This is a genomic window from Paraburkholderia kirstenboschensis (assembly GCF_904848585.1).
Classification (GTDB): domain Bacteria; phylum Pseudomonadota; class Gammaproteobacteria; order Burkholderiales; family Burkholderiaceae; genus Paraburkholderia; species Paraburkholderia kirstenboschensis.
In genome coordinates, this window is sequence record NZ_CAJHCR010000009.1 from 1 (window position 1) to 21876 (window position 21876).

Annotated in this window: 20 protein-coding genes and 1 pseudogene; 3 read left to right on the plus strand and 18 right to left on the minus strand. The window is 61.5% G+C overall.

The annotated features are described in order from the left end of the window. Positions 1 to 185: 185 nt before the first annotated feature. Positions 186 to 551, plus strand: a pseudogene (locus JMY24_RS21930) (ISNCY family transposase); the annotation flags it as partial. Positions 552 to 591: 40 nt separating this feature from the next. On the opposite strand, the gene JMY24_RS21935 reads toward JMY24_RS21930, so the two are convergent. From JMY24_RS21935 to JMY24_RS21975, 9 genes are all read right to left on the minus strand, one after another. Next, positions 592 to 1218, minus strand: a complete 627-nt coding sequence (locus tag JMY24_RS21935) for a DAK2 domain-containing protein (protein ID WP_201702889.1) — start codon at positions 1216 to 1218, stop codon at positions 592 to 594. Between the two features lie 11 nt (positions 1219 to 1229). Beyond that, positions 1230 to 2240: a dihydroxyacetone kinase subunit DhaK gene (locus JMY24_RS21940; protein ID WP_201702891.1), complete on the minus strand. Its 1011-nt coding sequence runs from the start codon at positions 2238 to 2240 to the stop codon at positions 1230 to 1232. A 48-nt stretch (positions 2241 to 2288) separates the two neighbouring features. Then, entirely contained in the window at positions 2289 to 3290 is a 1002-nt protein-coding gene (locus JMY24_RS21945; protein WP_128591625.1) for an ABC transporter permease, read from the minus strand. Next, a complete protein-coding gene (locus JMY24_RS21950; RefSeq protein WP_128598428.1) occupies positions 3287 to 4822 on the minus strand; it encodes a sugar ABC transporter ATP-binding protein in 1536 nt (511 codons plus the stop codon). Before JMY24_RS21950 ends, JMY24_RS21945 begins: the two co-directional genes overlap by 4 nt. A gap of 60 nt (positions 4823 to 4882) precedes the next feature. Beyond that, complete coding sequence (locus JMY24_RS21955; protein ID WP_128598429.1) at positions 4883 to 5980, minus strand: sugar ABC transporter substrate-binding protein; 1098 nt, start codon at positions 5978 to 5980, stop codon at positions 4883 to 4885. A 65-nt stretch (positions 5981 to 6045) separates the two neighbouring features. Beyond that, a complete protein-coding gene (locus JMY24_RS21960; protein ID WP_128598430.1) occupies positions 6046 to 6717 on the minus strand; it encodes a class II aldolase/adducin family protein in 672 nt (223 codons plus the stop codon). Then, on the minus strand, positions 6714 to 7793 hold the full coding sequence (gene mtnA, locus JMY24_RS21965) for an S-methyl-5-thioribose-1-phosphate isomerase (RefSeq protein WP_128598431.1): 1080 nt from the start codon (positions 7791 to 7793) through the stop codon (positions 6714 to 6716). The genes JMY24_RS21960 and mtnA overlap by 4 nt, the downstream gene beginning before the upstream one ends. A gap of 17 nt (positions 7794 to 7810) precedes the next feature. Then, positions 7811 to 9079 carry an S-methyl-5-thioribose kinase gene (gene mtnK / locus JMY24_RS21970; protein WP_128587229.1) on the minus strand — a complete coding sequence of 423 codons (1269 nt, stop codon included), beginning with the start codon at positions 9077 to 9079 and terminating at the stop codon, positions 7811 to 7813. 50 nt (positions 9080 to 9129) lie between these two features. Continuing rightward, positions 9130 to 9825 carry a GntR family transcriptional regulator gene (locus tag JMY24_RS21975; RefSeq protein WP_236597472.1) on the minus strand — a complete coding sequence of 232 codons (696 nt, stop codon included), beginning with the start codon at positions 9823 to 9825 and terminating at the stop codon, positions 9130 to 9132. 364 nt (positions 9826 to 10189) lie between these two features. On the opposite strand from JMY24_RS21975, the gene JMY24_RS21980 reads away from it, so the two are divergent. Next, complete coding sequence (locus tag JMY24_RS21980; protein WP_128598432.1) at positions 10190 to 10948, plus strand: Crp/Fnr family transcriptional regulator; 759 nt, start codon at positions 10190 to 10192, stop codon at positions 10946 to 10948. Here JMY24_RS21980 and JMY24_RS21985 read toward each other — a convergent pair. The 4 genes from JMY24_RS21985 to JMY24_RS22000 are packed head-to-tail and all read right to left on the minus strand — an operon-like array spanning position 10923 to position 15110. Next, positions 10923 to 11579 carry an aspartate/glutamate racemase family protein gene (locus tag JMY24_RS21985; protein WP_128598433.1) on the minus strand — a complete coding sequence of 219 codons (657 nt, stop codon included), beginning with the start codon at positions 11577 to 11579 and terminating at the stop codon, positions 10923 to 10925. The two genes, JMY24_RS21980 and JMY24_RS21985, sit on opposite strands and share 26 nt — an antisense overlap. A 31-nt stretch (positions 11580 to 11610) precedes the next feature. After that, on the minus strand, positions 11611 to 13128 hold the full coding sequence (locus tag JMY24_RS21990) for a sugar ABC transporter ATP-binding protein (protein ID WP_128598434.1): 1518 nt from the start codon (positions 13126 to 13128) through the stop codon (positions 11611 to 11613). Beyond that, positions 13128 to 14069 carry a sugar-binding protein gene (locus tag JMY24_RS21995; RefSeq protein WP_128598435.1) on the minus strand — a complete coding sequence of 314 codons (942 nt, stop codon included), beginning with the start codon at positions 14067 to 14069 and terminating at the stop codon, positions 13128 to 13130. The genes JMY24_RS21990 and JMY24_RS21995 overlap by 1 nt, the downstream gene beginning before the upstream one ends. A 39-nt stretch (positions 14070 to 14108) precedes the next feature. After that, positions 14109 to 15110: an ABC transporter permease gene (locus JMY24_RS22000; protein WP_128598436.1), complete on the minus strand. Its 1002-nt coding sequence runs from the start codon at positions 15108 to 15110 to the stop codon at positions 14109 to 14111. 246 nt (positions 15111 to 15356) lie between these two features. Between JMY24_RS22000 and JMY24_RS22005 the strand changes: the two genes are divergently transcribed. Then, positions 15357 to 16256: an NAD-dependent epimerase/dehydratase family protein gene (locus tag JMY24_RS22005; RefSeq protein ID WP_128598437.1), complete on the plus strand. Its 900-nt coding sequence runs from the start codon at positions 15357 to 15359 to the stop codon at positions 16254 to 16256. Between the two features lie 126 nt (positions 16257 to 16382). Here JMY24_RS22005 and JMY24_RS22010 read toward each other — a convergent pair whose 3' ends face one another. The 5 genes from JMY24_RS22010 to JMY24_RS22030 all read right to left on the minus strand — a co-directional run bounded on the left by JMY24_RS22010 (position 16383) and on the right by JMY24_RS22030 (position 21726). Next, positions 16383 to 17666: an MFS transporter gene (locus tag JMY24_RS22010; protein WP_201702899.1), complete on the minus strand. Its 1284-nt coding sequence runs from the start codon at positions 17664 to 17666 to the stop codon at positions 16383 to 16385. A 115-nt stretch (positions 17667 to 17781) separates the two neighbouring features. Further along, a complete protein-coding gene (locus tag JMY24_RS22015; protein ID WP_128598438.1) occupies positions 17782 to 18642 on the minus strand; it encodes a fumarylacetoacetate hydrolase family protein in 861 nt (286 codons plus the stop codon). Then, the gene (locus JMY24_RS22020; protein ID WP_236597473.1) at positions 18639 to 19322 is read right to left on the minus strand and encodes a hypothetical protein; all 684 of its coding nucleotides are present in this window, start codon (positions 19320 to 19322) and stop codon (positions 18639 to 18641) included. Before JMY24_RS22020 ends, JMY24_RS22015 begins: the two co-directional genes overlap by 4 nt. Beyond that, on the minus strand, positions 19319 to 20113 hold the full coding sequence (locus JMY24_RS22025; protein WP_201702900.1) for a shikimate dehydrogenase family protein: 795 nt from the start codon (positions 20111 to 20113) through the stop codon (positions 19319 to 19321). Before JMY24_RS22025 ends, JMY24_RS22020 begins: the two co-directional genes overlap by 4 nt. Then, the gene (locus JMY24_RS22030; RefSeq protein WP_201702901.1) at positions 20110 to 21726 is read right to left on the minus strand and encodes an acyl CoA:acetate/3-ketoacid CoA transferase; all 1617 of its coding nucleotides are present in this window, start codon (positions 21724 to 21726) and stop codon (positions 20110 to 20112) included. Before JMY24_RS22030 ends, JMY24_RS22025 begins: the two co-directional genes overlap by 4 nt. Positions 21727 to 21876 lie beyond the last annotated feature (150 nt).

Consider the following 21876-nt stretch of genomic DNA (forward strand, 5'->3'; position numbering starts at 1 on the left):
GTCCTTCGACACTACGTGGATTCAAACCGTTAAAGACAGACTCAAACCTGACATCAAGACTACGACATCTGTATTTAGCCAGCCCTGCGACATTTCAATCTGGCCTCGACATCGTGTGTAGTAGCTTTATAGAAATGTCGTGTTCTAGCCATTTAGAAATGTCGTGTTTTGCTGCTGATGCCATGCTGGCGTGCGAGAAGCTGGCCGAATGCCATGGCGTGGTGCTGGCGAAGGAAACCATGCGACGCTGGATGCGCGATGCAGGCCTGTGGATTCCGCGCAAGCAGCGTCCGCCGAAGCTTCACCAGTCGAGAATCCGCCGCGCCTGCCTGGGTGAACTGGTCCAGATCGACGGCAGCGATCACCGCTGGTTCGAGGACCGCGCACCGGCCTGCACGCTGCTGGTGTTCATCAACGATGCAACAGGCCGGCTGACGGCACTGCATTTAACGGCGACCGAATCGACCTTCACCTACTTCGAGGCGATGCGCGCGTACCCTAAACAGCATGGCAAGCCGGTGGCGCCGTACACCGACAAGGCCAGCGTCTTCTCTTGCAACACCAAACATTGAGCCCGCATGCCGAATCCCGCTATGCACCAAACGCGCCGCGCAGCGCCTCCAAAAAACGCACGTATGCCGTTGCTCCGGGGTCCGCATGGCCGATGCTTCGTTCCTGCACCCACGCAGCACGGCCCTTTCGAGATTGGATCGCAGCCGTCGCAGTGACACCCTCCTGCGCCGTGGCGATCATCGCATCGAGCAGCACGACGGCGCTGCCTTGCGATGCCTCCAGCGTATCGAGGCTCGGCAGCAGCGCATCGAGCACCGTCTTGTCGCCGAGCTGACTCTTGCCGCGTTCGACGATGCGACCCGCCACCGCGCGCCCAATCGCCAGGGCTTCGGCGTGCCCGACCCCTTGTGCGCCGGTAACCGCCCTGGCAGCCGCAAGCAGACCGCCGCCCACGAGCGCCGCGAACGTCGACGGATTCGCGGTCGAGAACGCCTTGCCGGCGGCCAGCAGCACATCGCTGAGCGATGCGTCGTCGGGCAATGCGGCAAGCGCCTTCACGACCGCAGCCGATCCCGCCCGAACCGTGATGCCGAGATCGCCATCGCCCAGGGCGGCGTCGAGCTCACGCAGTTCGTCGGCGTGAGCGGGAAGCGCATTCAGTGCGCGCGTCAGAAGCTCGCGCAGTTCGTTGTTGGATACAGTCATCGCATGCCTCTTCAGGATGCCGTGCCGTCGCGGAAGAACGGCGACTTTGCCGGTGCTTCGAGCAGCGCCTGAAGTTCGTCGTCGAGCAGCATCACAGTGATGGATGCGCCCGCCATCTCGAGACTCGTCACATATTCGCCGACATACGAGCGCGCCACCTTCAACCCGCGATCCGCGACAAGTTGCGCCGAACGTCGATAGAGCAGATAGAGCTCTTCCAACGGCGTCGCGCCGAGCCCGTTGACGAGTAAGGCGACACGTGAGCCTTTCTCTGCATCGAGATCGTCGAGAATCTGGCGCGTGATGCGTTCAGCAATTGCATCCGCGGATTCGAGCTTGCCGCGATGGGTGCCGGGCTCGCCATGAATACCGATGCCGATCTCCATCTCGCCTTCGGGTAGCGTGAAGGTGGGCTTGCCGGCGGCGGGCAGGATGGTCGGCGACAAGCCGACGCCCATGGTGCGGCAATTGGCGTTTGCCTTGCCGCAGACACGCGCCACGTCCTCCAGCGAATCGCCGCGCTCCGCTGCTGCGCCCGCGCATTTGAAGGCGAACAACATACCGGCGACGCCGCGCCGGTCGGCGGCGCGCTCCTTGGGCGCGGAGGCTACGTCGTCGGTCAGCACGACCGTCCGGATCTGGATGCCTTCCGGCTCCGCCAGGTCGGCCGCGAGATCGAAGTTCAGCACGTCGCCGCCGTAGTTCCCATACACGTAGAGCACACCGGCGCCCCCATTCACAGCCTTCGTCGCTTCCAGTATCTGCTCAGCCGACGGCGATGAAAAAACGTTGCCCACTGCGACGCCGCTGCACAAACCCTCCCCCACGTAGCCGAGAAAGCCGGGCAGATGACCTGAGCCGCCACCCGTCACGATGCCGACGCGCCCTTCTTTCGGCGCGTCCTTGCGTACCAGCGCCCGCTTGTCAGCCGTTGCGCTTTTGATCCACGCCGGATGGGCGATCAGCAGGCCTTCGATGATCTCATCGACAAAGACATCGGGTTCATTGATGATTTTTTTCATGTCGTGCTCCTCCGGTTCGGGGTGCTTTCACAGAATGCAAAAAGACGCTTACTGCTTGCGTCGCTGACTGAGCGCATCCAGCAGGACAGCCGCGAATATGACCCCGCCCTGTATGAACTGCGTCCAGAAGGGATTGACGCCGAGCAGCGACAATCCCACATTGATCACGCCGATGAGCACGACGCCGATAAACGTTCCCACGATCGACCCGCGTCCTCCGGCAAGCGACGTCCCGCCAATGACGATAGCGGCGATCACCTGCAACTCCAGCCCGTTGGCCGCGGAAGGCAACGCGGAATTGAGCCGCCCCGCAAGCACGATTCCGGCGATTGCGGCCGTCACACCGGCCAGCATGTAAGTGAGGAACACGACGCGATGCACCGGGATACCCGCGAGACGCGCTGCTTCCTGATTGCCTCCCACCGCGAACACCTGATGGCCGAACGTGGTCTTGCGCAACAACACGTGACCTATGGCGAAGATCACGAGCATGACTATCATCGGCATGGGCAAGCCCGCGACCGTTTTCGCGCCGAACGCCGTGAAGGTATTCGGGAAATCGAACTTGGTGCGGCCATCCGAAATGGCGAGGGTCAAGCCGCGCGCCATGGCCATCATCGCCAGTGTGACGATGAAGGGCACGAGACGCAGCCACGCAACGGCGAGACCGTTCAATGCGCCTGCCGCTGCACCTACCGCGAGCGCCACGCAAAGCCCCGCCATCCCGAGGCCGATGGCTCCTGGACTCGACCCAGCCATCACAGTCGCGGCGACCATGCCCGTCAACGCGACGAGCGAACCGACCGAAAGATCGATCCCCGACGTAATGATGACGAAGGTTCCGCCCACCGCCGCGATGCCGACCACCGACACCTGCACCATGATGTTCGTCAGCGTACTGGTCGTCAGAAACTCGGGCGATGCAATCGACAACGCAATACAAATGATGACGAGCGCGGCGAACAGTGGGCCGATCCCGCTCCTCAATTGGCGGATCACGCGGCGCGACAGCGCCTCCGTATCCGCGCGGTTGGCTGCCGTGGAGGTCATGCGCCTGCTCCTGTTGTAGCCCATTGAATGACAGCTTCGGAATGCGCCTTGTCGCGCGGGATCTCCGTCACGATGCTGCCGCGATACATCACGAGCACGCGATCCGACATGCCGAGCAGTTCCGGCAATTCCGAACTCACCATGACGACCGCCCCACCCGCCCGCGCCATGGACACCATATGCGCGTAGATTTCCGTCTTCGCCCCTACGTCTATGCCGCGGGTCGGCTCGTCGAGCATGATCACGACGGGTGCGGTTGCGGTGGCGCGCCCGAGAATCACCTTTTGCTGGTTGCCGCCCGACAGTGTCCGCGTGACCTGCAAGACCGATGACGAACGCACGCCGAAACGCGTGCTGGCATCTTGCGCCAGCTTGCGCTTCCTGGCATGGCTAACGAATCCGCCGCGTGCCAGCGCTTTGAGACTGGACAGTGCGATGTTTTCTTCGATGCTGGCATCGAGCACGAGCCCCTCGAGCTTGCGATCCTCTGACGTATACACGAGGCCGTGACGCACGCCTTCGGTCGGCGAATGATTCGCGATCTTCCTGCCTTTGACGAGTATCTCGCCACCCGTCGCGGGCAGTGCGCCGAAGATCGTCTTGAGCAGTTCCGTGCGCCCCGCGCCCGCAATTCCCGCGATACCGACAATCTCCCCCGCCCGCACCTTGAAGCTCGCATTGCGCAGCAGCGGCGCGCTGACGAGATTACGGACTTCGAGCACGACATCGCCGTAATCGCGCGGCTCCCACGGGTAGAACGATTCCAGATTGCGCGCGACCATCGCCTGCACGAGTTCGGCTTCGGTCCATTGCGACATGGGACGCGCACCGACAGTGGCACCATCGCGCATCACGACCGCCGAATCGGCCAGTTCGAACACTTCCTCCAGATGATGCGAAATGAAGATGATGCCCATGCCCGCAGCACGCAGCCTGCGCACCACGGAATACAGATTGACGATGTCCTGACTTTGCAGCGCCGCAGTCGGCTCATCCATTACGAGGATGCGCGCATCGCGCGCAATTGCTTTCGCCACTTCGACCAGTTGGCGCTTGTTGAGCGGCAGATCGCCGAGGCGCATCCACGGCGGCACATTGTCGAGGCCCACACGCGCAAGCGCCTCGCGTGCGAGCTGATTGGCTTCGCGCTGCATGAGGAAACCCTTGCGCGCCGGCATGCGGCCGAGGAACAGATTCTCCGCCACCGTCATGTCGTTGATGAGCGAGAGTTCCTGATAGATGACGGCGACGCCGGCGTCGATGGCCGCATGGGTGCCGCGCGCAAGCGGCACTCCGTCGATTTCGATCGTGCCTTCGTCGGGCTCGTAGGCGCCCGACAGCGTTTTGACGAGTGACGACTTGCCTGCGCCGTTCTCGCCGACGATCGCCATCACATGCCCCGCCCGCAATTCGAGGCTCACGCCGCGCAAGGCCTTCACGCCCGGAAAACTTTTGACGATGCCATGCATGCGCAGCAGCGGCACGGGTGTATCAACGGGCGCGTGCTCCCGTTCTTCGGCTTGCACTGTCATGTCGCCTCATTCCGTTTGCAGGCTGCGCGCTATCCGATGCAACGCAGCCCGCGGCTTGTCTTACTGTTTGACTTCCTCGGACCACAGCCCGTATTTCTTCGTCGCGTCCGAGTCGATATTCGACTTGTCGATTAGCAGAGTCGGCCAGGCATAGTTCGCCGGCACCTCTTTCTTCGCGCTGTAGTCGGCGACGAATTGCAACGACTTGGCCGCCATCTGAATCGGGTTCTGCGAGATGGTCGCGTCCTGCTTGCCCGCGCGAATCGCCGACAGCGCCTGCGCCGTGCCGTCCGCACCGATGACAAGAATGTGCTGCTTGTCGCCGAGCGGCTTGTAGCGGCCCGCATTGTCGATAGCTTTTTCCGCGCCGACTGTGTTGTCGTCGTTTGCGCCGAAGACCGCGTCGATCTGGGGATACTTCTGCAGGATATTGGTCATCGCGTTGAGGGACTTTTCCTGATCGAACGCGCCTTCCTGACGAGCGACCACCTTGATGTCGGGATATTTGGCAATTTCGTCGCTGAAGCCTTTCTCGCGATCGGTGGCGGCCGTCGTGCCTACGAGCCCGATCAGATCGACCACGTTGCCTTTCGCGGAGCCGTAGCGCTTCGTCAACTGGTCGGCGATCCATTTGGCCGCCGTCTGCCCTAGCGCGACGTTATCCGACGCAACGAAAGACGTGACCTTGCCGCCGTCCGAACCGCGATCCAGCGTGAACACTGGAATGTTCATCGAATTGGCTTTTTCGACGGCGGGAATAATGGCCTTGGAATCGATCGGATTGAGCACGAGCGCTGTGACGCCCTGGCTCAAAAGATTGATCGCGTCGTTCACCTGCTGTTGCGCGTCGCCATTCGCATTGGTTTGCACGAGATCGAAGCCCTGCTCTTTAGCGCCCTTCTCCACCCCCGCCTTAAGGCCGACGAAGAATGCGTTATTGAGCGTAGAAACCGAGAATCCAACTTTTGTCTTGCCGCCCGACGCGTTGGCCACGGGCGCGCTGGCCGGCGCGCTCGCGGCCTGGCCCGAACTGGTGCTGGTCGAGCTGTTGTCGCTTTTGGAACAACCGGCAAGCGCGGCTGCCGCACACAGCAGCACCGCACAGGTCGGCTTACCCAATACGTCCCATCCGTCGAATCTTGCTGAACTCCAGGCCATAGCTGTCTCCGTTGTAGGATTTATTCACTGCGATGCCAACGATAATTTCCCTTGAAGCAAGCGCGCTAACGCCCTGCTTGCCTGGGCCTGCCATAAGTCTTGAACCTTTCCAGCACCTCATCCATCTGCACATCCGACAAAAGCGGCGGCGGACCCAGCTGACACGCGAGCAGGTATTGCCGTGCCAGCACTTCCACTTCGTGCGCGAGCCACACGGCGCGCGCGAGATCGTCACCCAGCGCGACGACGCCGTGATGCGCAAGCAGGCACGCACGCCGGTCCTGCAACGCCTTGAGCGCATGATCCGAGAGCAACTGTGTGCCAAAGAGCGCATAGGGCGCGCAGCGAATCGAATCGCCGCCCGCTGCCGCAACCATGTAATGCAGCGCCGGAATGTCGCGTCCATGTATTGCCATAGCAGTGGCCGCGGTTGAATGCGTATGCACGACCGCATGCATCTCGTGCCGCGCACGAAGAATGTCGCGATGAATGCGCCATTCAGACGACGGGCGCTTCAAGCGCAGCACCTCGGCGTCGTCGTCCACGTCGAGCGATAGCCACACGATGCTTTCTTCGCGCAGCTCGCGCGCGGGCACGCCGCTCGGCGTGATCAGAAAACCATCGCCCAGGCGCGCGCTGACGTTCCCGGAGGTGCCCTGATTGATGCCGAGCCGCTCCATCTCGAGCGCGGTCTCGACGATTCCCCGGCGCAGCGCGCGTTCCTGCGCCGCGCTCATGCCGCGTTCCCCGCCGCCGGAAAGAAGTTCCCGAGCGATCGTTCGAACGGCGCATTCGCGATGCCACGTTCGGTGATGAAGGCCGTGACGAGTTCGTGCGGCGTTACATCGAATGCGGGATTGCGGGCCTTGATGCCGTGCGGCGCCGTGCGCTGCCCCGCGAAATGCGTGACCTCTTCGTCGCACCGCTCCTCGATCTCGATCTGCGCGCCGGTCGGCGTGCGAAAGTCGAGTGTCGACGACGGGCATGCCACGTAGAACGGTATGCCGTAATGCTTCGCTGCAATGGCAAGCCCGAGCGTGCCGATCTTGTTGGCGAAGTCCCCATTGGCCGCCACGCGATCGGTGCCGACGATCACCACGTCGACGAGCCCTTGCGACATGATCGAAGCGGCTGCGCTGTCCATGATCAGTGTCACGTCGACGCCGGCCTGCTGCAATTCGAATGCAGTAAGACGCGCGCCTTGCAGCAGCGGCCGCGTTTCGTCCGCGAATACCTTGAACGTTATGCCCTCGCGATGCGCTGCATAAATCGGCGCGGTGGCGGTGCCCAGGCCAGTGGTCGCAAGCGCGCCAGCATTGCAATGTGTGAGCACGCCGCCGCCCGGTTTGATGAGCGGCATGCCATGGCGGCCGATGCCTTCGCACAGCGTCTGGTCTTCCGCATGAATCTGGCGGGCCTCTTCGACGAGCGCCTCGTAAAGCGCAGTCGAATCGCTCGCGCTGCAAGTGTGCGCGCGTTCCAGCATGCGTCTGAGGCTCCAGCTTAGATTCACAGCAGTGGGACGCGCCGTATTGAGCCAGCGCGCCCGCCTTTCGAGTTCCGCCCGGAATTCGCCGAGCGGCAATGCACGCGCATCCTGAACGGCGACGCATAATCCATACGCCGCTGCCACGCCAATAGCGGGCGCGCCACGCACGCGCAATTCGTGAATGGCCTGCCATACGGCGGCTGCATCGGCGACATGCTCCACCACGATCTCATGCGGCAGGCGGGTCTGATCGAGCAGCAGAAGATTGCCGTCGCGCCATTCGATCGTAGGGGCCAGCGCGGGGAACAGGGACTGCGCAACCATGAAAGCTCCGTGTGCGGTTAAACGTGTGTCAGCGTCTCGCGCCGGATATCGCGCGCAAGCATGGCGACCTGCTCGATGTCGGTCAGCGTGTCGCGTTCCACGAGCAAGGCTTCCGCGCAACGCAGACAACGCACTTCGATCAGCGCCCGCGCCTGCGCATCCGGTATGCGCGTGATTTCGGCGACCTTCGCCATGCCCACGATGCGGCGAATCATCTTGCAGCCCGCAAAGCCGAGGGTATCCGCAAGCAGGCGGCGCATGAAATGCGCGCGATAGCCTTCGGCCGCGCGCGACTCGGTCTGCCCGCCGATGAAGCGGCGCTCGCTGCGGCTTTCGTGATCGCGCCAGAGTGCGATGAACTGCTCGCTGAAGCCATTCCATATACCGATCGCCTGCGCGAGCAGCCATTCCTCGTAAGCCGCTGGGTCGCGCCCATCCACACGGCCATGCCAGTCGCGCGAAAAATAAGCCAGCAGCAGATTGGCCAGCAAGGCGCCGATGTCGAAGCTCATCGGCCCGTAAAAAGCGAACTCAGGATCGATGACAAACGTCTCTTCCTCATTGACCATGATGGAGCCGGTATGCAGATCGCCATGCAGCAAGGTCTCCGCACGATTCATGAATGCCCATTTCATGTCGCCTGCGGCAATACGCAATGCTTCGTTCGTTCTCAGGCGTTCGAGTACGGAAAGCGGCAGTGCCGGGCTATAGACATTGGAAGGATGGTCTTCGAAGGGAAAAGTGAATACGAGATCTTCGGTAATCCTGCACAACTCGACATTGACGGCTGCGCTCACGGCCTGCTTCTTGATGTCCGGCGCAAGAAAGAGATCCGAGCCGTAGAAAAGCGTATGTGCAAGATAAGTGGACAGATGCGCAGCGAGCTTCGGATAGGTAATGCCGTTAATGAGGCCTTGCCGCAGGATGCAATGCGAGGCAAGCCTTTGCATGACCATCAGGAAACGCTTGCTGTCGGCGTGATACACCTTCGGCACATGCTGCGGACAGAGCGCGCCGAAGCGGCGCAAGGCCGCGACTTCGTGCTCCATGCGCTGGCACGACAGAGGCCACGCCTTGCCGACGAGCCGCAGAAAAGGCGGCGCCTGTTTGACCACGACGCTGCGCTGCGGCGCCTTAGCATTCGTTACGAAGTACACGTAATTCAGATTGCCGTCGCCCACTTCGGCGACGTCCAGATCGTCCGGCTCACCGAGCAGCGCGCGCACCTTGGGAATGGCGCCGAGATACGCTGCCAGCTCACCTGCGGTAAAGGCTTCAAACTCCATCGGTGCCTCCTCCGATGTTGCTTCCGGCGCCCAGCGAACTAAAGACGTCTTTAGCGACGCTTGCGCACCAGATCGAACTTGAAGATGCTCGTGTTGTAGTAGTCGTTGCTATAGCAAAGCGGCTCGCCGCTCTGATCGAAATCCACTTCGTCCAGCAGGAGAAACATGCCGAAGCCATCGCCCAATTCCGGCAGATCCCGAGGCGTGAGGATGGTCGGCTGTATCGACGTGTGCGTATGCGACAAGCGCCGGCCTGTGCGCGCGAACATGCCAAAGAGCGATTCGCCTAATTCACCTTGAGCTTCATCTAGAAGCGTCTTCGGGATCGTGTCTATGCAGTAAGCGGCAATTGCATCGTCGGCACGCCTCACCCGTTCGATGCGGATGCAAGTTTCGCCGGGCGCGATCCCAAGCTTCTCGGCAAGACTCTCCGACGCCGCAATGCTGTCCATCTGAATACGGCTCGTGGACGGCACCGCGCCGACGCTCCTTATCATGTCGGTCACAGACATCAGATCATCCAGGCCGCCTTGCAGCTTGAGCGAAATTTGTCTGATGAAGGTACCACGTCCCTGCACGCGGGAGAGCAGCCCGTGCGAGATCATCTGCGCCACCGCCTCGCGCAAACTCGAACGGCCGACCCCCAGCAGCTCGCAGAGCTCCAGCTCCGTGGGAATCTGGTCACCGGGCTTGAGCTTGCGCTCACGAATCATGGTCAACAGCGACTCCTGGATCTTGTCGCTCATCGATCGCTCTACGCTTAGGCGCATGTTGCTCTCTCGCTCGTTACTGCACCAAATATACATCAGACATCTGATGTTTTTCTAGGGAATTTCCCTTGGTTTCGTGTCGCGCCGCGTGCGACTCACGGCTATCCTGGCGCGTCGCTCGCGCAACAAGCCAGTGCCGGCAACCCTGTCGACGTTGGCTTTGCGACACGCTGCGTTGCGCCAAAGCGGTGTGTTGCAGCAAGCCCTCGCTAAAGTGTCTGACGCGTTGTCTCGAGCGCGTTTCCAGGCTCCATGTGTAGAATGAATCGCACCAAGGCAGCTCTATTACAAACGCCTGAGAAGGCGCCAAAGTTCGCAAGGCAACTTTAAGGAGACGACAATGTGGTTTGTCGGCAAGAGCGAATTGCTCTCTTTGATCCAATGTCATTGCCTCGACGAGGTCATGCCCGCCTTTAGCGACCATCGCTCGCTACGCAAGAACGCCGTCATCTATCGGCCGGATGAATCGAGCGAGCATGTGTATCTGCTCAAGAGCGGCAGCGTAAGGCTTTATCGCCTCACCGAGGACGGTCAGGAAATCACACTTGCCTTCGTCAAGGCCGGCATGATTTTCGGCGATGGCGATGTGCTCAATGAGGAGAGCTACTCCCATCATGCGCAGGCGCTTACGCCGAGCATGGTCTGCTATATCCGCAAGGCGGATTTCAAGGAACTGCTTGCGCGCTATGACGTGATCAATCAGTTCGTGCTGCGCAACCACTATCTACGCTGGCAGGAAGCGCAGCAATTAATTGAGAATCTCTCGTTACACGACGTGAGAAAGCGGCTCGTCAACATACTCGTCATGTTTTCCGGGCAAGTGGGCACGCCCCTCGAACATCCGGAGCACGGCGATACCATTCTCATCGACTTGCCCATTGCGCAGGACAAGCTCGCGGAATTCATCGGCACGTCGCGCGAATCCGTCAACCGGCACTTTAGCGACCTCAAGGCCGAAGGCTTCGTCGACATGCACGAGCGCAAGATCGTGCTGACACCGGCCTTCATTACGCGGTACATCACGAAAGCGCCGGCCTTTGCGGCGCTGCCCGCGAACCCCGCTCCACATGTGTTCAGAGTGCCGCTAATGCGCGCTTGACCGAAGCTACGCCGCTTTGGGGACTCGACAGTACCGGCACTGAGAGCGAACCGAGCGAGGGCACGAGGCGTGCCATCGAGACTTGCGCGAGCACGATCACATCCACCTGTTCAGCGAGCTCGATAATCGTGCGCTTGAGGATGTCGTCGTGCTTCGCGGCCTGGCCCGCAAGCAGCGCTTCGAATGCACCTTGCGCGATGCATTCCGTGACCTGTATCTCAATGCGGCGCTCGGCGGCTTTTCTGCGGATGAGACGCACCGTGGGCTCCAGCGTCGTGGACACAGTCGCGACTACGCCGATCCGCGGTCCAAGCGCGCAGGCCTCCTCGGCCATCGCTTCGTCTACCTTAACGATTGGCGTGCGGATCATGCTGCGCAGGAGATCGGTCGCCTCGCCCACCGACGAGCACGCATTGAGAATGATGTCCGCGCCGAGAGCCTCGGCGTTCGCCATATAACTGTATAGACGGCGCGTCACTTCCGGCGTCAGGCGTCCCGCCGAACGCACATCGGCGAGCAGGCTGTCATCGACGATATTGACGATACGCGCATCGGCGAACTGCTCGGCGAATTGCGCCTTGAGTGGGTCGACCGTGACTGGGCCGGTATGTATAACGACGATCGTGGTCATGTTCGTATCCATTACTTCGTTTGATGGTTTGTCAAGCGGTGGCGAGCGCCATCACTTTTTCCTGCGACGCTTCCGCCCTGCTCAATTGCCCACTAATGCGTCCTTCACGCACGGTCAAGATGCGATCGCTTACAGCGAGCACTTCGAGAAGATCGGAAGAGATGACGATCACGCCAATGCCCTCTGCCGCGAGCCTCGCAATGAGCGCATGCACCTCCGCCTTCGCGCCCACATCGATGCCGCGCGTAGGTTCATCGACGATAAGCACTTTCGGGCTGCGCGCGACCCACTTGGCGATCACGATCTTCTGCTGATTGCCGCCGCTCAGGTTGACGACCTTCTGCTCGACGCCCGGCGTTTTGATGCCCAGCATCCGCACGAAACGCTGACAGCTCTCGCGTTCTCGCGCATGCTGCACGAACTGCAACGGCGAATAGCGCTCCAGATGAGTCAGGCTGAAATTCTCGCGCACGCTCATGCCGAGCACGAGCCCCTGGGCCTTGCGGTCTTCGGTAACGAAGCCTATGCCCGCCCTGATTGCATCGTGCGGATTGCGGATCGCCACCGGCTTGCCTTCCACCTTGACCGATCCCGTGCACGCACGCATCCCGAAGATCATTTCCATCATTTCGGTGCGGCCCGAACCGACGAGCCCGGCGATCCCGAGCACTTCGCCACGATGCAGCGTAAAGCTGATATCGCGGAGACGGGGCTCCGCCTTTCTGACCGGCTTGAGCGACAGCGCCTGCACTTCGAGCACGGGATCGCGGCTCGCATGAGAATCCGGCTCGCCGTAGAGTTCGCTCAACTCGCGAGCGACCATCATGCGCACGAGTGTCTCGCGCGTCATTTCGGCAATAGGCGCCGTGCCGACCGTGCGGCCGTCGCGCAGCACGGTCACGCGATCCGCCAGTTCGAAAATCTCTTCGAGCCGATGCGAGATATAAACCACCGCAATGTTTCGTTCACGCAAGCGCTTGACGATGGTCAGCAATATGCTCGTTTCATGATGACTGAGCGATGCTGTCGGCTCGTCCATGATGATGGCCTTGGACCGCGCACAGAGAGCCTTGGCAATCTCGATCATCTGCTGCTGGCCGACGCTCAATTCGCTCACGCGCGTAGCGGGATCGATATCCATGTCGATGGTGGCAAGCACCTCGCGCGCCTCACGATACATGCGCGGCCGGTCGATCAGTCCGAGCCGTGTGCGCGGTTCTCTCGCGAGAAAAATGTTCTCGCCGACAGTGAGATTGCCGACAACCGCAAGCTCCTGATAAATGATGTTCACGCCAAGCGCGCGAGCATGATGGCGGTCGGCGAGCGCAACTTCCCGCCCTTCGATGAGAATGGTGCCGCCGGCGTCGGGCGCATAGATACCAGTGAGAATCTTCATCAACGTGCTTTTGCCCGCACCATTCTCTCCGGCAAGCGCGAGCACTTCGCCCGCGCGTATTTCCAGATTCACGCGATCGAGCGCCTTGACGCCAGGAAAGGTTCTGGAGATGTTACGCATCTCCAGGAAGGGCACGCCTGTCACGTGGCTCATCACTTCGTATAGCTGGTCATGTTGTCTTTCGTGACGACGGTCACGCCGGTGTCGATGTCCTTTGGCTGCGCATCCTGGCCCTGGATCTGTGCGACAAGGTGCTCGACAGCAAGCGAGCCCATCGTCACCGGACGCTGAACCATGATGCCCTGAATATAGCCATCCTTGAGCCCTTTGAGCGTGTCGGGAAGATCGTCGAAGGCAAGCACTTCGAGCTTGCCCTTCATCGCACCGAATTCCTTCGTGTTGAGCACCTTCGCGACCGCCGGCCCACCCACCTGGCTCACGCCGAAAATGCCTTTGAGTTCGGGATGAGCACGCAGCGTGGTTTCGACCACGGAGACGCCGCGCGCCAGATCGTCGTCGGTACCTTGCGTCTCGACAATCTTGATGCCGGGATATTTCGCCAGCCCTTTCTTGATGCCGGCAATACGTTCGTTCAGATTAACCGCGCCCAGTTGGCCCGTAATGATCGCCACTTCGCCCTGCCCATTGAGCGCCTTGCCCATCGTCTCCGCCATGGTCGCGCCCGCCTGTTCGTTGTTCGTGCCGATATACATGGAACGGCCGCTCCGCGGCGAATCCGAGTCATACGTCAGCACCTTGATGCCGCTTTGCGCTGCGCGCTTCATCACGCTCTCGACCGACTTCGGCTCGTTCACCGATATCGCAATGCCGTCGACATGCCTCGAAATCAGGTCTTCGATGATCTGTACCTGGGTCGAACCTTGCGTGTTTTGCGGCACCACCCATTGATACTTCACACCGGCTTTGTCGGCCGCCGTTTTTGCCCCCTTGTTGCAATCGTCGAAGAACGGCACCGCGACTTTGGGAATAACGGCGACGGAAATATCTTTTGCGTCTTTGGCATGAGCCGTTGCGCAAACTGAGGCGGCAAGTGCGACCAGGGTGCTCGCGGTGAATCGTTGCGTGAGTTTCATACATGTCTCCTGATGTTATGTTTGCGGCATTCAGTGTTCTTAGCGTTCCTTGCGACGCACGCGCCAGATGTCGATGCTGACGGCAATGAGAATCACGCAGCCGGTAATGGCCTGCTGCGCATAGGTATCGATGTTGAGCAGCACGACGCCATTCGTGATGATTCCCGCGAGGGCCGCGCCGATGATCGCGCCCTCCACGCTGCCCGCCCCGCCTGACAGACTTGCGCCGCCGATGGCCGCCGCCGCGATGACATCGAGTTCCGCTCCGAAGCCAGAAGCCGGCTCGGCCGACACGAAGCGCGAGAACGCAATGACGCCTGCCATCGATGCAATCAGTCCAGATAGCACATAGACCGTGAATTTCACGCGCGCGGTGCGCACGCCGGACAAGCGCGCGGCCACTTCATTGCCGCCCGTCGCATACACGTAACGGCCAAAGCGCGTCTGTCGCATGACGACGGAGAAGACCGCCGTCATGGCCAGAAGAATGACGACCGGAAAAGGCACGAATCCAATGTAGCCCTGGCCGATGAAGGTGAAGCTGTCGGGTACGTCGGGCGTGACGGGCACGCCTTTAGTAATGATGTACATGAGGCCGCGCCCGATCGAGAGCGTGCCAAGCGTCGCGATGAAAGGCGGCAGCTGTATCCACGTGATCATGAAACCATTGAATGCGCCGACGGCGATTCCTACGCCGAGCCCCGCGCCAATGGCCAGCGGCGCGTTGTAACCGTGCTGGAAGGCGAGCGCGGTAATGAGCGACGACAAGCCCATGACCGATCCGACCGAGAGGTCGATGCCGCCCGTGATGATCACGAGCATCATGCCGATCGACATGAGCGCGATCAACGAGAACGAGCGGAACACGCCCATCAGGTTGTTGGTCGTGAGGAAGTACGGGGAGAAAATGCTGATCAGCAGTCCCACCAGCAGCAGCACCGAGAGCACGTTCAGCTCGCGTATGCGCAAGCACGCCTTGATCCATTCCGCGGCACGCGTCGGCCCGGACTGGGGTTCCTTCTTCGACGATATTGCAGTCACCGATCGCTCCTCCTTTGCAGGCTCGGAACAGATCATAGGAGCCCCGGCGTGCGGAAATCTGTGACGCTCGTCATAGATCCGTATCGGGGTTGACCCGTAGATTGTCTGCAGGTAGCGTGATGAACGCCCGCCTGCCTATGACGCGCGTCACAGCATTCGCGCGGCGCGCCGCGTTACGATGCGCGTGGTGTCACCAGCGGCGCATCGCAGCCGGGTGGCTTTATGAAACTGCAAAGGAGACAAGGCATGACGAAGCGAGTGATAGTGACGGGCGGCAGCGGACTTGCCGGCAAATGGGTCGTCGAAGATCTGGTGGCGCACGGCTACGAAGTGCTCAATGTGGACCGCGTGCCAATGGCCAAAGGCACGGCGCGGACCCTGATCACCGACATCACCGATGCGGGACAGGTGTTCAATGCGTTTGCATCCACTACGACGGCCAGGGAATTCGACGACGACATCGAGCCGAAGCCGATTGACGCCGTCGTGCATTTCGCCGCCATTCCGCGCATTCTCGTCACCACCGATAACGAGGTGTTCCGCATCAATGTGATGGGCACCTACAACGTGCTGGACGCGGCTGCGAAGCTCGGCATAAAGAAAGTTGTCGTGGCTTCGAGCGAGACGACCTACGGCGTGGTGTTCGCGCACCGGCATCGCGACCCGGTCTACTTTCCGCTTGACGAAGACTATCCCGTCGACCCGATGGACAGCTACGCCACGTCGAAAGTCATCAATGAAGTGACAGCAAAGGCGTTTCATGCGCGCACGGGCGCGGACATTTACTGCTTGCGCATCGGCAATGTGCTCGATCCCGTGGACTACCAGAAATTCCCGACATGGCTGAAGGACCCCGCCTTGAGAAAGCGCATTGCATGGAGCTATATCGACGGCCGCGACCTGGCAACGGCCTGCCGTCTCGGCATCGAAAAGGATGGCCTGGGCTTCACGGTGATGAACGTGGCCGCAGACGACGTCTCCTCCGACCGCCCGGTCGCCGAATTGCTGAAGACTTACTACCCGAATGTGCCGGTCAGGAAACCGCTCGGTGAATTCGAGACCTTGCTGAGTAATGAAAAGCTCAAGCGCTTGCTTGGATGGCAGCAGGCTTACCGGTGGCGCGAGCAGGTGTCCGGACAGTCGTAGGCGACTCACACTCGAACGAGGCGCAAACAATGCGCCTATCGACGACATCAGGCGCACTTTGCGCCTGATGTTTCGTTTCGATCCGGGCGCAATGCGCGAGGTACCGCAACGGGTCGGGCGGCGAGGCTAGTGACCGCCCGCGTCGATTTCGCTTAGTTGCATGCCCTTCGTTTCGCGCACCGACCTGAGAATCACAATGGCGGCCAAAGCCGCGCCGATGGTGAAGACGGCGATACCCAGCGCGATCGTCATATTCGCGGCCTTGACGGTCGACAGCACGATGTACGGTGCAATGCCCCCGCCTACCACACCAATGTTGTACAGAAAGCCCACGCCGGAAGCACGCACATCGCGAGGCAGGTTCTCTGTCAATATCGTTCCCCAGATGCCCGACGATCCGACGAGGAAGAAGCCGCTCAGAAACGCAAAGCATTCGGCGAGCAGAATGTGGTTCACGCTGTACACGAGCGCGACGACGCATAGCGCACCGACACAGAGCATCGCGCTGATGCCCGCGCGTCGCCCGAGGCGCTCCGCGATAAATCCGGACGCGAAGAAGCCAAAGACCTGCCCCACCGCCGAGGTCATCGTGAGCCACGTGATTGTGAGCGGTTCGAACGACAACGACTTCAGGTAGGTTGGGAATAGCCCTTGAAAAGGCCACGAACCGAAGCACAGGACCAGCATGAGCAGCGTGAGGTAACCGACGCGGCGAGGATAGCGCCGGAACAGCACAACGGCAGGGTTCTCGCGCAGCGGTGTGCGTATCGTCCGTACGCCTTCCCTGAAAGCCTGCGATTCGGGCACGCACAGCAGGATGAAGACACCAAGCAATATCGCCGGGATGACGCCGACGAAGAACATGCCGCGCCATCCGAAATGCGGATAGACGAGATCGTAGGCGATCGCCGCGCCGATCGCGCCAAGACCCCAGCCTGTATCGAGAATGCCGATGCCAATGGCACGGTGCCGCTCCGGCCACGACTCGGCCACCATCGTCGCGCCGAGCGAGAAGCCGGGCGCCATGCCGAAGCCGAGCAGCAGACGGAACACGGCGAGCGATGCGAAGCTCCATGAGAGCCCGGTCAACACCGCGCCCACCGTGAACCACGCGAGCGTAATCACGAGCGGGATCTTGCGGCCGATGCGATCGCTGAGACTGCCGAACATCAAGCCGCCGATCCAGCGCACGCCATACGTTGCGAACAGCAGCAGCGACGCTGTGGTCAACGGCACGCTGAAATGCTTCGCGATGTCGTTCAGCACGAACGTGATCGCGAGAAAATCGACGGCGTCCATGACCCACACACCCCATGCGGCGATAAGCACGCGCCACTGTGGCCATGAAATTTCCCTGTACCAGGGCAACACCACGCTCGACGTGTCTGCAGCTGCATTGGCAGCTTTCATCACACCTCCTGCCGACCGGTTGTCCATACCGGATCTCCTCTGTCTCTTACATCTTTTTAATGGGATGCCGCTCGCGGTCGCGACGTGCTGCGCGTATCCGGCAGATCTCGACGTTTCAGGCGAGCGCGGAATCTTCGAAAGCAATTACGGTCTGCTTTTGCGTGCCGAGGCCCTGCACGCCGAGCTCCATCACGTCGCCCGGCTTCAGGAAGCGCTCGGGTTTCATGCCGAGGCCAACGCCGGGCGGCGTGCCCGTGGTGATCACATCGCCGGGCTGCAGCAATACATGACGGCTGACATACGACACGATCGTCGCGATGCGGAAGATCATGTCCGACGTCGACGAGTTCTGGATGCGCTTGCCGTTCAGTTCAAGCCACAGGTCGAGATTCTGCTCATCGTCGATTTCGTCCGGGGTCACGAGCCACGGGCCGAGCGGGCCGAATGTCGGGAACATCTTGCCCTTCACCCATTGGCCTCCGTGTTCGAGTTGCATCTCGCGCTCGGACACGTCATTGCATACGCAATAGCCCGCCACGTGGTCGAGTGCGTTCTCCTCGGACACGTATAGCGCAGACCGTCCGATCACGAGCGCGATCTCCACTTCCCAGTCGCACTTCGTCGAAGCGCGCGGCAGAATCACAGGATCGTTCGGTCCCGAGATGCACGACGGCGCCTTGTTGAAGATGATCGGTTCGGCTGGAATGGGCGCATTGGTTTCTATCGCGTGCTGCACGTAGTTCAGGCCGATCGCGATGAAATTGCCCGGCTGCGCGATGCACGAACCGAGCCGCGGATTGCCTTCGACGACAGGCAGACGCGCGATATCCGCGCGACGCAATTTGTCGAGTCCACCATCCGCGAAGAATGCGGGTGTGTAGTCGGCGCATAGCGACGACGCGTCGCGGATCACAGCCTGCGCGTCGAGCAGGCCGGGTTTCTCGTGTCCTTCCGGTCCGAATCTGAGTAGCTTCATCGTGTTTCCTGAGTTCGATGGTTGGGAGTGGCGAGCCGGCTGATTTCGAGCGTGAAGACGCCCGCGCCCGCCGCCGCTGCGTCACGCTGTGCGGCATCGATGCCAGCAAGAAAACGCATCAACTGCTTTCGCGCCGCATCGAGCGTTGATGTTTCGACGAACAGCACGCGCGCCGGCACGACGTAAGCGCGCTCGCGTGCCTCGCGTGTGTCGAGATGGCTCGCCGCGTCGTCCGCGACGAACAGATGCGCTGCTAGCACGCTCGCATCCGCTGTAATCGCGGGCATGTCGCCTTCGAAGAGATGCTTGGCGTCGAATCCCGCAGGCAGCGGCAAGGTCAGCACGTGGCCGCCCGTGCTCGCGCCCACCGTCTTCTCGACGGTGCAAATTGAGCGCGCCGTATTGCGAAACGCGCGTACGGTGCTTTGGGTGAGCGGAGTCGGATCGTTCAGGCGCTCGAGGTACGCGGGACTCGTCAGAACCGCGACGTCCTCGGCTTCGTATAGCGTCAGCCACTCCGCGACGCCACTGCCGCGATAGCGGCGGCCGCGCAGAAACCCGGGCAGCGCGAGACGCTCGGGTATGTGCTCCTGATCGTGCCAGCGATAGAACACGTCTCGCTCTGTGTCGAGTACGTCGTTCCAGATCAGCACGGCAGCCTTGCCAAGCAGGGACATCATCGGACTCCTTTGAAGAAGGCTGAGATGGCGTCGAGTTGCCCGGCATGCATGTCCTGGCCGGTGACGACATGTGCGCCGGCTTCCTGCGCCAACCTCACGAGTACAGTCGGCGTTGCGGGCGGTCTCAGCACCACGTCGCCCACTAGCGTCCCGGCGCCGATCACGCCAGGATCTCCCGGCAGGCCGTCACCCTCTTTCATGCCGATAGTCGACGCGTTGATCACGATCTCATGCGTCGCGCCGTCGTTGCCGACCGTCACACTGCAACCGTCGAAATACGTGGCTAATGCGTCGCGCAGCGCCAGCGCACGGTGTTCGCTGGGATCCACGAGCGCGATCGAACGCGCGCCGTGGGCCGCGAGTTCCGCGGCGATCGCCGCGCCCGCGCCGCCGCAGCCGAAGAGCAGCGCCCGCTTCCCGCTGATGGCCACGATTTTCTGTGCGGCCCCGACGAAGCCGACGCCGTCGAACATGTCGCCCGTCCAGCTGCCGTCCGGTTCGCGACGCAATGCATTGATTGCGCCGACGATCTTCGCGCGCGTCGACAATTCGTCGGCGAATGCCATTGCCGAAGTCTTGTGCGGCGAAGTGATCAGCAGGCCGTCGAGATTACCGAGGGCCATCAGGCCGCGTATTGCCGCATCGAACGATTCGCGGCTGGCTTGTGCCGCGAACATGACCGCATTGATGCCGCGCTCTGCAAAATGCGCGGTGTACACGGCGGGAGACCGCACCTGTACGACTGGGTCGCCAATGATCGCGTATAGCCGCGTTGCGCCGTCGATGTTCATCGCTGCGCCTGCGTCTGCGCATGCCATTGCGCGATGCGCGCGCAACGGAAGCGACGTTCGCGCGCGACCACTTCGTCGTGAATGCCGAGCCGCGCCGGATCGAAGAGACGCGCGTCCATCGTCCTGAGATCCGGCGACACGTGCGGGCGAAATTCCATCTGTGCAAACACGTCGCGTTCGAGATCGATGCCGGGCGCGACCTCGATCAGTTCGAGCCCTTGCGCGCCGATCCTGAACACGACGCGCTCGGTGACATACAGCGCTGTCTGCCCACGCTCGCTTGCGAACGTGGCGTTGTAGCAGACCTGTTCCAGCTTGTGCACGAACTTCTTGTGCCGGCCCTCCTGGCGAATAATCGTCTTGCCACGTTCCCAGCCGATGTCCAGACCGCCCGCCGTCAATGTGCCGCTGAAGATCACGCACTTCGCATTCTGGCTGATGTTGATGAAGCCGCCGACGCCGATGATCTTGTCGCCGAAACGGCTGATGTTCACGTTGCCTTGAGCGTCGACTTCGGCGAACGACAGGAACGCGAGATCGAGTCCGCCGCCGTCATAGAAGTCGAATTGCGACGGCTGTTCGATCATGGCGGCGAAGTTCTGCGCGCCGCCCGAGTCGCGGCCCGTGATCGGCGCACCGCCAATCAGTCCTTGCTCGTTGGTCAGCACGACTTTCTCGAGCAGACCCTCTTCGGCCGCTACCGTAGACAGTCCTGTCGAAACGCCTGCACCGAGATTGCAGACGGCGCCCGGATACAGTTCCAGCGCCGCACGCCGCACGATCACCTTGCGCGGCCCGAACGGCAGCGGCTTGATTTCCGACAGCGGCACGCGCAATTCGCCGGCGTAGCTCGGGTCGTAGTCCGTCGCATAGGTCTGCCGCTGATCGGGCACGACGACGACGAAGTCTACGAGAATGCCGGGAATCTTGACCTGTTTGGGCGGCAAGGTATTGCGCGTCGCCATGCGCTTCACCTGCACGACGACGACGCCGCCCGCGCGGCGCGTCGCCTGCGCCATCGCGAGCATCTCGCCGAGCACGGCCTCCTGCTCCATCGTGATGTTGCCGTCTTCGTCGGCCGTGGTGCCGCGCAGGAACGCGACATCGATTGGGACGGGCTTGAAGCGCAGCCACTCTTCGCCGTCGAGTTCGATCAGTTCGACGAAGTCGGCAGGCGTTCGCGGGCTTTGACGCGCACCCTGCTGACGCGGATCGACGAACGTATGCAGGCCCGTCTTCGTAATCAGTCCTGGACGGCCGCCCGCCATGTCTCGCATCAGTTGCGACAGTACCCCTTGCGGAAACGTGTAGGCCTCGATCTTGTCCGCGGCGGCAAGCGTCACGAGCCCTGGCGAATCGACGAGCGCGCTCGTGATCGCGCGACGCAGCAGCCCTTCGTGCGCGAGGTGGCTCGCGCCGAGCGTCGCGCGGTCGCCCACGCCTACCACGCTGATCGACGTGAGGTTACGCGGCTCGCCCGCGCTCAGGAAGCGCTCTTCGAGCGCGGCGAGCAGAGCCTCGGGTACCGAATGCCCGCCTCCGGAGCCGCTGATCAGGACGGCATCTTCGTCGCGTACCAGAGAAGCCGCTTGCGTCGTTGAAATGATGTGCATGTCACCTGTTCCACTGCATTGGATTGATTACGCCGACGAAATGCCGTCCCTTTTGCGCCGGGTCGAGTGCAATGTAACCGGTTTCACGAATCTCACAAAGTATTTTTTAGCTGTCCAGGGAAAACCACGATGCCTGCATTTTATGCGCGG

Coding starts and splice junctions, on each gene's coding strand:
- JMY24_RS21935 (WP_201702889.1), bottom strand. CDS start 1,218: ATGACTGTATCCAACAACGAACTGCGCGAGCTTCTGACGCGCGCACTG.
- JMY24_RS21940 (WP_201702891.1), bottom strand. CDS start 2,240: ATGAAAAAAATCATCAATGAACCCGATGTCTTTGTCGATGAGATCATC.
- JMY24_RS21945 (WP_128591625.1), bottom strand. CDS start 3,290: ATGACCTCCACGGCAGCCAACCGCGCGGATACGGAGGCGCTGTCGCGC.
- JMY24_RS21950 (WP_128598428.1), bottom strand. CDS start 4,822: ATGACAGTGCAAGCCGAAGAACGGGAGCACGCGCCCGTTGATACACCC.
- JMY24_RS21955 (WP_128598429.1), bottom strand. CDS start 5,980: ATGGCCTGGAGTTCAGCAAGATTCGACGGATGGGACGTATTGGGTAAG.
- JMY24_RS21960 (WP_128598430.1), bottom strand. CDS start 6,717: ATGAGCGCGGCGCAGGAACGCGCGCTGCGCCGGGGAATCGTCGAGACC.
- mtnA (WP_128598431.1), bottom strand. CDS start 7,793: ATGGTTGCGCAGTCCCTGTTCCCCGCGCTGGCCCCTACGATCGAATGG.
- mtnK (WP_128587229.1), bottom strand. CDS start 9,079: ATGGAGTTTGAAGCCTTTACCGCAGGTGAGCTGGCAGCGTATCTCGGC.
- JMY24_RS21975 (WP_236597472.1), bottom strand. CDS start 9,825: ATGAGCGACAAGATCCAGGAGTCGCTGTTGACCATGATTCGTGAGCGC.
- JMY24_RS21980 (WP_128598432.1), top strand. CDS start 10,190: ATGTGGTTTGTCGGCAAGAGCGAATTGCTCTCTTTGATCCAATGTCAT.
- JMY24_RS21985 (WP_128598433.1), bottom strand. CDS start 11,579: ATGACCACGATCGTCGTTATACATACCGGCCCAGTCACGGTCGACCCA.
- JMY24_RS21990 (WP_128598434.1), bottom strand. CDS start 13,128: ATGAGCCACGTGACAGGCGTGCCCTTCCTGGAGATGCGTAACATCTCC.
- JMY24_RS21995 (WP_128598435.1), bottom strand. CDS start 14,069: ATGAAACTCACGCAACGATTCACCGCGAGCACCCTGGTCGCACTTGCC.
- JMY24_RS22005 (WP_128598437.1), top strand. CDS start 15,357: ATGACGAAGCGAGTGATAGTGACGGGCGGCAGCGGACTTGCCGGCAAA.
- JMY24_RS22010 (WP_201702899.1), bottom strand. CDS start 17,666: ATGAAAGCTGCCAATGCAGCTGCAGACACGTCGAGCGTGGTGTTGCCC.
- JMY24_RS22015 (WP_128598438.1), bottom strand. CDS start 18,642: ATGAAGCTACTCAGATTCGGACCGGAAGGACACGAGAAACCCGGCCTG.
- JMY24_RS22020 (WP_236597473.1), bottom strand. CDS start 19,322: ATGATGTCCCTGCTTGGCAAGGCTGCCGTGCTGATCTGGAACGACGTA.
- JMY24_RS22025 (WP_201702900.1), bottom strand. CDS start 20,113: ATGAACATCGACGGCGCAACGCGGCTATACGCGATCATTGGCGACCCA.
- JMY24_RS22030 (WP_201702901.1), bottom strand. CDS start 21,726: ATGCACATCATTTCAACGACGCAAGCGGCTTCTCTGGTACGCGACGAA.